This is a genomic window from Streptomyces sp. A01, from assembly GCF_059026195.1.
The window spans coordinates 72990-83494 of record NZ_JBWLKN010000030.1 but is presented as its reverse complement, the minus strand read 5'-3'; the positions used below and the strand labels follow the sequence as shown (position 1 = coordinate 83494).

Here is a 10505-nt window from a genome sequence, read left to right as displayed (position 1 = left end):
TGCGGGCCGAGATCGCACGTGACATGAGTAGCGCCAACGGACCAGATCACCTGAGACGACGATCGAATCGGACCAGATCACCTGAGATGGGGACCAGTTCGCAGGAGCCGGGACATCATGCGAGGGGTGGTTATGGGACGATCCCTGTGCCCGCCGAGGCCGTAAGGTGCTCGGCCTGAATCGCCTCTGCCGGGACCTCGAAGACGACCGCGAGCCCGTCGCGCTCGTTGCCCTGCTCGGCGACGCGCGTGAAACCGAAGCCCGCGATGGTGGCCAGGGAGGCGTTGTTGTCGGGGCTGATAGTGGCCCGCACGGTCGTGACACCGGGTTCGGCGGCGGCCCTGACGAGTAGCGCCGTCAGCATGGCGCGGGCATAGCCCTGGCGGCGGTATCCGGGCACGACGGTGTAGCCGACCTCGACCATGCCGGCCTCGTCCGGCGGCCCGTGGAACCCCGCGTCGCCGACGACGGCCCCGTCCGGCTCGGACACCGCGGCCCGCGTGATCCAGCGCGCGGCAGACGGGTCCTTGGCGAGCTGGTCAGCGCGGTAGCCGAAGATCCAGCGGGCCCGGTCGCAGACGAAGTACTCGTCAAGGGCGACCCCGGTCTCGGCACTGCCGCCAGCGAGGTCACCGTCGGCAAGCGCCCGCAGCGCCTTCGCGCTGAACTCGACGAAGCGGACGCGTTTGGGGATGGAGAGAGGTTCGTTGTTCATCGCGGAGATGTTCGCCCAGCACCGGAGGGCTGTCCATCGCTTTACGGCCGCGGCGGACATGGTGATCGTCCCGGTCAGGCCGTGTGCGAACGGTCCGGCTTACGTGGACTGAAAGGACTGGGGACGAAAGGACTACCGAGAGTCGGCGGTGCGGGGCCGACCGGACGGCTACTGGCGAGCGGTGATTCCGGTGAGGATGAGGTCGATGCCGGCGAGGAACTCTGCCCGGTCGTCGTGCTCGCGCAATTGTCCGGCGACGTTTCGGGTGAACGCGTACTGGTCGGGGTCGAGCTCTGCCCATGCGGTCGCCACGGCGTCGAGGAACTCGGTCCTGTCCGTGTCCGGTTGGAGCGTCCGGGTGTTGGCGGCGTTCTGGCCCGCCACTCCGAGGATGTAGTTCATCAGCGCGGACGCCGCGGTGAACTGGGCGGCTTCGGGCACGTGCAGCGCCTGGACCTGGCGTCCGATGCGTTCGAAGATGCGCAGGATCGGCGACTGCCCGGGCGCGCGGGCGAGGTGCGTGCCGACCCATGGGTGGGCGTCGATCGCGTCGAACACGCCGAGCGCGAGGGCGCGGATCGCTTCCTGCGGCGTCGCGTCGGTGTCGTCGCCGGCGAGGGTGGGGGCGATGACGGCGTCGGTGGCGGCATCGAGGAGTTCGGTCTTGCCGGTGACGTGCCAGTAGATCGCTCCGGGCCCGGTCGCGAGGCGCTCGGCCAGGGCGCGGAAGGTGAGCCCGCGCTCGCCCACCGCGTCGAGGAGTTCGACGGCAGCGCTGACGATGTGCTCCCGGGAGAGCGGTTCCTGCCGTCGTTCCGGACGGCGCGACGTGGCTGCCATGCCTCCATCCTAGCCACTGTGGAACATCGTTCCAGCTTGACAAGGAATGGAACACCGTTCCACTCTGTATTCACTGGAACGGTGTTCCATTCGTCCTGCCGGGTGTCTCCGCCCAGCGGTCCGCGATCAGGGAGGACCACCATGACCACTCCGGTCACGATCATCGGCGCGGGGCTCGGAGGACTGACGCTCGCCCGCGTCCTCCACGTCCACGGCATCCCTGCGACGATCTACGAAGCGGAGGCGTCGCCGACGGCTCGCACCCAGGGCGGCTTGCTCGACATCCACGACTACAACGGGCAGCTCGCGCTCAAGGCGGCCGGCCTGTTCGAGACATTCCTCGGCATCGTCCACCAGGGCGCCGAGGCGTCGCGGGTACTCGACAAGGACGGAAAGGTCCTGCTCGACGAGCCCGACGACGGTACCGGCGGGCGCCCGGAGGTGCCCCGCGGCGCCCTCCGGCAGATCCTGCTCGACTCGCTGCCCGCCGGCACGATCCAGTGGGGGCGCAAGGTCACCGCGGTCCGGCCCCTCGGGGGCGGCCGACACGAGGTGACGTTCGCGGACGGGACGACCGTGACGACCAGCCTGCTGGTCGGCGCGGACGGAGCATGGTCGCGGGTCCGTCCGCTGCTGTCCGACGCCGAGCCCGCGTACGTCGGCACGTCCTTGATCGAGACCTACCTGTTCGACGGCGACACCCGCCACCCGGCCAGCGCCCGGGCCGTCGGCGACGGCTCGCTCTTCGCGCTCGCCCCCGGCCAGGGGATCTGCGCCCACCGCGAGCCGAACGGCGTCCTGCACACCTACGTGACGCTCAACAAGCCGCAGGAGTGGATGGAGGCCATCGACTTCTCCGACGCCGGCGCGGCCACGGCCCGCGTCGCCGCGGAGTTCGACGGCTGGGCCCCGGAACTCACCGCCCTGATCACGGACGGGGAGACCGCCCCGGTCCCGCGCACCGTCAACGCCCTGCCGGTCGGGCATAGCTGGGGCCGCGTGCCCGGCGTGACGCTGCTCGGCGACGCCGCCCATCTGATGGCCCCGTCCGGGGAGGGAGCCAATCTCGCCATGTACGACGGCGCCGAACTCGGCGACGCCCTCGCCGCGCACCCGGACGACATCGAGGCTGCGCTGACCGCGTACGAGGAGGCGCTGTTCCCGCGCAGTGCCACCGCTGCCACCGAGGCTTCCCACATCCACCAGCTGTGTCTCGACGACCGCGCCCCGCACAGTCTCGTCGGCTTCTTCACCAACTTCGGGCAAGACGGGTGAACCACAGCCGCTCCGGCACGGGCCCATCAACCGGGAGCCGCCTGCGCGGCTGACCCTGCTACTCGGACCGGTTCGACGGGGCCGGGCACCCGCACCACGCCGACGACATCGCCCTCGCTGTCCCGCATGCCTGCGAGACCCGGGTACCTCGACACCGTCCGGGGCCCGACGCCATGCTGACGGCCGCGGTCCACGGGACGCCGCCCCTGGGCAGCGACCCCATCCGGCTCCCGGACCGCTCCCCCGCCCACGTCGGCATCCCGAGGCGCCCACTCCGGGTGTCGTCCTCGCCGAAGAAGCGCGGCTTCTTCCAGGGGCACGACGGAAGGCGCCTGGCCTGACCAGCCTTTGGCCCGTCGGGCGCCTTTCGCTCGCCCGCTCCGAGCTCGCCCCACTCAGAGCGCGGCTCGGTCTGCGTCGGACCTCCCAGCTCCTCCCACTTCCTCCCTCAGCCGTCCCGCTCCCGGGCCGCCGCGGTGCGTTCTACGGTGTGCGGAAGGACTCCTCGTAGATGTGCCGGACGAGGTCGGTGCCGATGTCCGGGGTGGGGTCGTTGTCGAGGTTGCCGCTGATGCCGTCGACGAACGCGTCGATGTCGCTTGTGGTGAACCCCCAGTCCTCCAGTCCGGTCGCCAGACCCGCCGTGGTCAGCACGGTGGAGACGGCCCGGTGGATGTCGTGGTGGCCCAAGGCTCTGGCGACGTCGTCGAAGCCGTCCTTGGCGTGCGGCTGGACGGTGCGCAGCCAGGCGGGGTAGAGCAGGGCCAGGCCCCTGCCGTGGGGCACCTCGACGCGCCGGACCCCGCCCATCGCCTGCTGGAGGCGGTGCGGCAGACAGGTGCTCGCGCAGGCGACGTTGACGCCGCCGAGCAGTGCGGCGAGGGCCATCGCCTCCCGGGTCGCCGGGCCGGTGGGCCCTGCGGCGACCCGGGGCAGGTGGTCGCGGATCAGGGTGATGGCGCGCCGCGCGTGGGACCGGCTCTCGTCGGTCGCGCGGGCCGCCACATACCCCTCGATCGCGTGGGCGAGCGCGTCGAAGGCGGTCTCGACGGCGACCGCGACCGGGAGCGGCGCGGTGAGGTCCGGGTCCACGACGGCGGCCTTGGGGAAGACGTCGTCGCCCCGGATGCCGGACTTGAAGCCGCGGACCACATCGGTGACGATGGCCCCCTTCGTGACCTCCGAGCCGCTGCCGGCCGTCGTCGGTACGGCGATGACGGGGAGGGCGGACGGTGAGGAGGTGAGCGTCTCGCCGATGATGTCGCGCACGGTGTCGTAGGGGCCGGCCACGGCCACGGCCTTGGCCGCGTCGATGGCGCTGCCGCCGCCGAGGCCGATCACCACGTCACAGGACCGGGACTTCGCCAGCGCCACGGCCTCGTCGATCTCGTCGGACCTGGGGTTGGCGCTGACCTTGTCGAAGACGGTCACCGCCAGGCCCGCCCGGCGCAGTGAGTCCGTCACCCGGTCCAGGAAGCCGTACCGGCGCATCGCGGTACGCCCGCACACGATCAGCGCGTGCCCGCCCCACTGGGCCGCGAGCAAGCCGACCCGGTTCAGGGTCCCGCTCCCGAACACCACGTGGGTGGGTACGGGGAACTCAAGCCGTATGGTCACCGACTGCCTGCCTTCCGATTGTCCTGGAGTGCCTCGATGACGGCACAGGTGCCGTCGGCGAGGTAGTGCAGCGCGGAGCCGCCGCCGGTGGACCGGGGCCCGGTCCAGGGCAGCTCCGCGACGGTGTCGCCGCCGAGCAGCAGGGTGCGTGGGTCGCCGGGTTGGCGGGCGCCCAGCACCGCTGCCGCGGCACGGTGGTTGCCTTCGGCGTGCCGGCCGGGGGTACCGGCCACCAGGACCCGGTCGGCTTCCCGTGCCGCGTCCACCGCCCACGGCTCAAGGTCGAAGTCGACGATGGCCCAGCCGTCCGGGACGCCCGCCTCGACGCGTACGGTCCGGGTGGCGCCGTCAGGGCCGGCGATCAGGACCGTAGCGGGCAGATGGATACGGGCCCGGTTGCGGCGGCCCATTACAGTGCGTGTCACGGCTGCGCAGCGCCCGGGTTCGGTGCCAAGCTCCGAGGCGCCGATGGCGTGACCGCTGACCGCCAGGAGCGTGTTGAGCACCGCGCCGCCGGGGATCACCACGTCGTACGCGCGCGTGAGGCTCTCCAGCCCCACCACCGTCTTCTCCGCTTTGACGCCGCCCAGCACGGCGACGGAACCGGCCGCCTCGCCACCGGTGGCCCACGGTCGCAGCAGCTCGGTCTCCTCCAGGAGGCTGGAGGCCGCGTAGCCCGGGAGGAAGTCGAGGATGCCGACGTTGGAGGCGTGGCGGCGGTGTGCCTTGGAGAATCCGCCGACCGCCACCCGGTCGCCCAGGCGGGCGAGCGCGGCGGCCAGTTCGCGGTCGCCGCGTTCCTCGCCCGCGTCCAGCCGGACGTTGCCGAACAGGGAGATCTCCCCGTCGCGCAGCTCCGCCGCCCAGCGGCGGGCCTGGAGTGAGGAGCACTCCGGCAGATAGCGGACCTCCCGGCCGAGGCGCCGGCCGAGGTACCCGGCCAGATAGTCCAGGTGCCGGGCCGTGCCGTCCTTGGCACTGCCCTGGTGGCTGAGGAGTGCGACCCGGGCGCCCGCCGCGGCCAGAGCGCGCAGGTCGGGCAGTTCGGTGTCGATCCGGCCGGTGTCCGTCAGCGCGGGCCCGACGTTGAACCCGGCGGAGTAGACCCAGCGTTCTCCGGGCGCGGTGGGGTGTTCGCGCAGCAGTCTCATGGGGTTCACAGTCCGTAATGGCGCAGGCCGGTCCGCTCGTCGAGGCCGGCCATCACGTTCATGTTCTGGATCGCGGACCCGGCCGCGCCCTTGACGAGGTTGTCGGTCACGGCGATCACCTTGACGAAGCCCCGGGCGGCGTCGTAGTCCACGCCGATGTGGCAGAAGTTGGAGCCGGTGACGGCGGTCAGGCTCGGATAGACGCCGTACTCCTTGGCGTTGAGCCCGGCCTTCTTCGGCGCACTGTTGACGCGGACGAAGAACTCGTCGGCGTAGGAGGACTCGTACAGGTCCAGCAGCGCGGCCCGGTCGGTCCGCGCGCGCTCCTGAGGCCGGACGGCCAGGCTCGCCTGGATGTAGATGCCCCGGGCGAAGTTGCCGTGTGCTGTGGTCATGTCGACGCACAGCTCCCGGCCGGCCAGCGGCGCGAGATGGTTCTCCAGTTCCGGGGCGTGGCGGTGCCCTTCGAGGCTGTACGGAAGCATGGAGCCGAACGCCTCGGCGTGCATGACCTCGGTGACGGGCTTGTTCCCAGCCCCGGTGGTGCCGTTGACGGCGGCGAGGTGGACGGGGCTGTCCAGGTCGGTGAGGCCGCTGCGCAGCAGGGGGGCCAGTGCGAGCACGGTGGTGATGGCGTAGCAGCCGGGGTTGGCCACCAGTCTGGCACCGGCGATCTGTTCGCGGTGGAGTTCGGTGACCCCGTAGACGGCCTCGTCGAGCAGGTGCGGGGCGGCGTGCGGCGCGCCGTAGACCTCGGCGTACCGCTGGGGGTCGCGGAACCGGAAGTCGGCGCTGACGTCGATGACCTTCGCCCCGTGGTCCAGGAAGAAGGGCGCCGAGCGCATCGCCTCGCCGGACGGGGTGCAGAAGAACACCACGTCTAGGTCGTCCGCGCGGCGCCGGAGTTCGTCCACCTCGACGAAGCTCAGCCCGCAGCCGAGCAGATTGGGATGGACGCGGTCGAAGTCCTCCCCGCCGCGGGCCGTGGGCGTGATGGAGGCGACGCCGGGATGGTTGAGCAGCAGCCGGGCGAGTTCGCCGCCGGCGTAGCCGGTACCTCCCACGATGCCGATGCGGAGCGTCATGCGTCACCTCGCGGAGTAAGGATGATCTTGCCAGTGGTGGCCCTGCCCTCGGCCATCAGGCTCATGGCCTCGGCCGTGCGGGCCAGCGTGAAGCGGTGCGTGACCATGGGGCGGGGGTCGATCTCGGCGGCGGCGAGCCAGGAGATCACGGTGCGGAAGTCCTCGGCCGTCGACAGCGAGGAGCCGATGACGGTCACTTCCCTGCCGACGAGGGCGTTGGCCGCCAGCGGAACCGGGCCGTCGAAGAAGCTGACCACGATCACGGTGCCGCCGGCCCGCACGGCACCGACCGCCTCGTCCAACGCGCCGGGGTGGCTGGAGGCGACGACGACGATGTCCGTCTCGGCGGGCGCGGCGGGGGCGGCGCGTGCGTCGGTGTACTCGTCCGCGCCGAGCGCCACGGCGCGTTCGCCCTTCTCCTGGCCGACGTCGGTGCAGGTGATCCGGGTGAAGCCGAGCCTGCGCGCCGCGATCAGGCAGGCCAGTCCGATGTTGCCGGAGCCGATGACGCGCATCGTGCGCGCCTGTGCCGGGCCGGCGAGCCGGATGGCGTGCAGGCCGATGGACAGCGGCTCGACGAGCGCGCCGAGCTCCGGGTCGAGCCCGGTGGGCAGGGCGAAGGTCATGTTCGGCCGCAGCGTCACGTACTCCGCGAAGGACCCCTCCCACCCCAGGTGGCACAGGTTCCGCTTGTTCCGGCAGAGGTTGGTCAGCCCCTGTGCGCACCGGTCGCAGCTCTCGCAGTGCGCGTAGGCCGCCGAGCAGACCAGGTCGCCGACGGCGAAGCCGCCCGCCGCCCGCTCCACGACGCCGCACAGTTCGTGGCCGAGGACGACCGGTGCGGTCTTGTAGGGGTGCGCGCCCCGGTACGTGGCGAGGTCGGAACCGCATACGCCGGTGGCGAGCACCCGGACCAGCAGCTCCTGCTCGCCGACGGCGGGCACCGGGCCGCTTCGGTACTCGATGTGCCCGTACTCCGTGAGCACCGCGCTGTTCATCGGCATGAGGTGGCGACCTCCCGTCCGGCGAGGGCTTCACGCAGCGAGTCGAGCAGGACCCGGCCGATACGCTCCTGGGAGTCCGCCGACATCGCACCGATGTGCGGTGTGATCACGACGTTGTCCAGCTCGGCGAGGCGGCCCGGATCGCCCTCCTCGGCTACGACGTCGAGTGCGGCGCCCGCGATGCCGCCGTCGGTGAGCGCCCGGTACAGGGCTGCCTCATCGACCACGGGCCCCCGCGAGATGTTGACCAGCAGCGCCGAACGCTTCATGATCCGCAGCGCCTGGTCGTCGATCAGATGGCGGGTACGTCCGGTGAGCGGCACGGCCAGGCACACCACGTCGGCGGTGGACAACAGCGCGTCCAGAGCCACCAGTTCGACTCCCTGCTCGCGCAGCCGCTCCCGCCGCTCCGGTGTGTCCCGGTCCACGGTGGCCACTACCCGCATCCCCAGTCCCCGGGCCAGCTGGGCCAGGCGCGAGCCGATCGCGCCCACGCCCACCAGGCCGAGGGTCTTCCCGCCGAGTTCGACGCCCGCGAGTGCGGCCTTGTTCCAGACCCCGGCCCGCACCTGGCGGTCGGCCAGCACGATGTGGCGGGCGGCCGACAGCATGAGCCCCAGGGCCAGTTCGGCGACGGCCGGAGCGGAGACTCCGGGGACGTTGAACACCCTCACCCCGGCGGCCCTGGCGGCGTCGAGGTCGATGTTGTCGACCCCCGAGCCCGCCCGGGCCACCACCTTCAGCCGGGGCGCGGCCCGGATGACGTCCGCGTCGACGCGCACCCCGCTGCGCACCACGACGACCTCGGCGTCCTCGACCAGCCGCACCAGGCGGTCGGCCGGGGGGCGCAGCTCGACGTGGACGTCGTAGGTGCGGCGAAGTTCCGCCAGGGCGCTCTCGTGGACGGGGTCCACGACGAGCACCCGGGTGCGTGGACCGGCGGGCGCGGACTGGGGGGTACCGGCGGTGGCGAGTTCCTGGACCGCGCGCCGGTCCAGCTTGCCGGACGGGGTCAGCGGCAGCGTGTCCACCCGCAGGAAGCGGTTGGGCACCAGGTAGGCGGGCACGGTGGCGCGGGCGTGGCGGCGCAGCGCGGCGGTGCTGAAGGCGCCGTCCTCCGCCGGGACCACCAGCGTCACGAGCACGGCGGTGCCGTCGGCGTCGTACGCCACCGCGGCAGCCGCGTCGTGGACGGCCGCGTCGGCCCGCAGCGCCTCCTCCACCTCGGCCAGCTCGACCCGGTGGCCGCGGATCTTGACTTGCTGGTCGTTGCGGCCCAGGTACTCCAGGGCGCCGTCCGGCAGTCGGCGGGCGAGGTCACCGGTGCGGTACCAGCGTTCCCCGTCGAATGTGCGGAAGCGGTCGGCGGTGAGCTCGGGCCGGTGCAGGTAGCCCGCCGTCACCCCGGTGCCGGCCACCCACATCTCGCCGGGCTCGCCATCGGTCACCAGTTCCAGTCCGTCATCGCGGAGTTGGACCGACAAGTGGGGCAGCGGTACCCCGATGGGTGAGCGCACGGAGCCCGCGAGGTCCTCGGGGGTGAGCGTCCTGCCCGTCGTGAACACGGTGGTCTCCGTGACGCCGTACATGTTGACGAACGCCGGTGCCCGCTGACCCGCGGCGTCCGTGTACGCCCTGACGACGTCCAGGTCGACGTTCTCACCGCCGAAGATCACATAGCGTAGGGCGAGGTCGGGCGCGCCGGAGTCCACGTACTCACGGGCGAGGAACCGGAAGACGGAGGGCACTTGGTTGAGCACCGTGACGCCCTCATCGCCGAGCAGGCGCAGGAAGTCCTCGGTCGCGCGAGCCGCCGCGGCGGGAACCACCACGGCGGTGCCACCGGTGGCCAGGGCTCCCCACAGCTCCCAGACGGAGAAGTCGAAGCTGAAGGAGTGGAAGAGCGACCAGCGGTCGCGCGGTCCGACGTCGAACAGCGGCAGCATGGCTTCGAGGAGCGCCAGCACGTTGGCGTGGGTGACGACGCAGCCCTTCGGCTGCCCGGTGGACCCTGAGGTGTAGATCACGTACGCCGGGTCCTGCGGGTCCGGTGTGACGGCGGTCGTGACGGCGGGCGCGGGCGTGCGGGGGTCGATGACCTCGACGCCGTCAAGGCCGCAGGCTGCTGCCTGCTCCTGGTCGCCGACCAGGAACTTCACCTGGGCGTCGGCGGCCATGTAGTGCAGCCGCTCGCGGGGGTAGGCCGGGTCGAACGGTACGTAGGCCGCTCCGGCCTTGAGGATGCCGAGAATCCAGCCGGGCATCCGGTGGGTGCGCTCCATGAGTACGCCCACCAGATCGCCACGGCCCACCCCGGCGGCGGCGAGCAGCGCGGCGACGGCGTCCGACGCCTCGTCGAGTTCCGCGTAGGTGATGTCCCGGCCGCTCTCGGAGAGGGCGGGAGCCCGCCCCCGCAGCCTGACCGACCTGGCGAACAGGTCGGTCAGGCTGCGGGCGCCGGCCAGTGGGTCAGCGCTGGTCATAGGTGCCTCCGACGGCCATGACGGCACTCTGGTCGACCGGCTCGGCGTCGCGGCTGACCGCGTCGCGGACGCGGACGGTGTGACTGCGGACGGTGCGGCGCGTGGGGTGCGCGGTCGTCGGAGCGCCTTGGGCGAGCGCGGCGTCGATGACCGCGCGGTTGCCCCGAGCCACCTCGTCCTGGTCGAAGACATCCCGGAGGTGGAGGCAGCCTTCTCGCCCGTGGCTCGCCGACCGGTCCTCCGCCAGCGGCGTGCGCTCGCGCTCGCGCTGCGTCACCGACGCGGACTCGCGCGTTGTCGAAATGTGCATGATCAATCCCTTCTGCAGAACAAGG

The 10505-nt window shown here is 71.9% G+C and carries 9 protein-coding genes; 1 reads left to right on the top strand and 8 read right to left on the bottom strand.

Translation table 11 applies throughout. From position 1 onward, the window contains the following. Nucleotides 1-130: 130 nt before the first annotated feature. Nucleotides 131-715, bottom strand: coding sequence for a GNAT family N-acetyltransferase (locus AC5P1B_RS30125; protein ID WP_493891141.1), 585 nt, complete (start codon nucleotides 713-715; stop codon nucleotides 131-133). A gap of 168 nt (nucleotides 716-883) precedes the next feature. Continuing rightward, nucleotides 884-1555, bottom strand: coding sequence for a TetR/AcrR family transcriptional regulator (locus tag AC5P1B_RS30120; protein ID WP_493891140.1), 672 nt, complete (start codon nucleotides 1553-1555; stop codon nucleotides 884-886). Between the two features lie 141 nt (nucleotides 1556-1696). Here AC5P1B_RS30120 and AC5P1B_RS30115 point away from each other — a divergent pair, with 141 nt between their 5' ends. Then, complete coding sequence (locus AC5P1B_RS30115; protein ID WP_493891139.1) at nucleotides 1697-2830, top strand: FAD-dependent oxidoreductase; 1134 nt, start codon at nucleotides 1697-1699, stop codon at nucleotides 2828-2830. Nucleotides 2831-3313: 483 nt separating this feature from the next. On the opposite strand, the gene AC5P1B_RS30110 is transcribed toward AC5P1B_RS30115, so the two are convergent. From AC5P1B_RS30110 to AC5P1B_RS30085, 6 genes are read right to left on the bottom strand one after another with little or no spacing between them, the layout of a single operon-like run. Then, the gene (locus AC5P1B_RS30110) at nucleotides 3314-4447 is read right to left on the bottom strand and encodes an iron-containing alcohol dehydrogenase (protein ID WP_493891137.1); all 1134 of its coding nucleotides are present in this window, start codon (nucleotides 4445-4447) and stop codon (nucleotides 3314-3316) included. Further along, a complete protein-coding gene (gene pgk, locus AC5P1B_RS30105) occupies nucleotides 4444-5598 on the bottom strand; it encodes a phosphoglycerate kinase (protein WP_493891136.1) in 1155 nt (384 codons plus the stop codon). The genes AC5P1B_RS30110 and pgk overlap by 4 nt, the downstream gene beginning before the upstream one ends. Nucleotides 5599-5603: 5 nt before the next feature. Next, the gene (gene argC / locus AC5P1B_RS30100; protein WP_493891135.1) at nucleotides 5604-6683 is read right to left on the bottom strand and encodes an N-acetyl-gamma-glutamyl-phosphate reductase; all 1080 of its coding nucleotides are present in this window, start codon (nucleotides 6681-6683) and stop codon (nucleotides 5604-5606) included. Next, on the bottom strand, nucleotides 6680-7687 hold the full coding sequence (locus tag AC5P1B_RS30095; RefSeq protein ID WP_493891133.1) for a zinc-dependent alcohol dehydrogenase: 1008 nt from the start codon (nucleotides 7685-7687) through the stop codon (nucleotides 6680-6682). The genes argC and AC5P1B_RS30095 overlap by 4 nt, the downstream gene beginning before the upstream one ends. Beyond that, the gene (locus tag AC5P1B_RS30090) at nucleotides 7678-10170 is read right to left on the bottom strand and encodes an amino acid adenylation domain-containing protein (RefSeq protein WP_493891131.1); all 2493 of its coding nucleotides are present in this window, start codon (nucleotides 10168-10170) and stop codon (nucleotides 7678-7680) included. The genes AC5P1B_RS30095 and AC5P1B_RS30090 overlap by 10 nt, the downstream gene beginning before the upstream one ends. Then, on the bottom strand, nucleotides 10157-10480 hold the full coding sequence (locus tag AC5P1B_RS30085) for a hypothetical protein (protein ID WP_493891129.1): 324 nt from the start codon (nucleotides 10478-10480) through the stop codon (nucleotides 10157-10159). Before AC5P1B_RS30085 ends, AC5P1B_RS30090 begins: the two co-directional genes overlap by 14 nt. Nucleotides 10481-10505 lie beyond the last annotated feature (25 nt).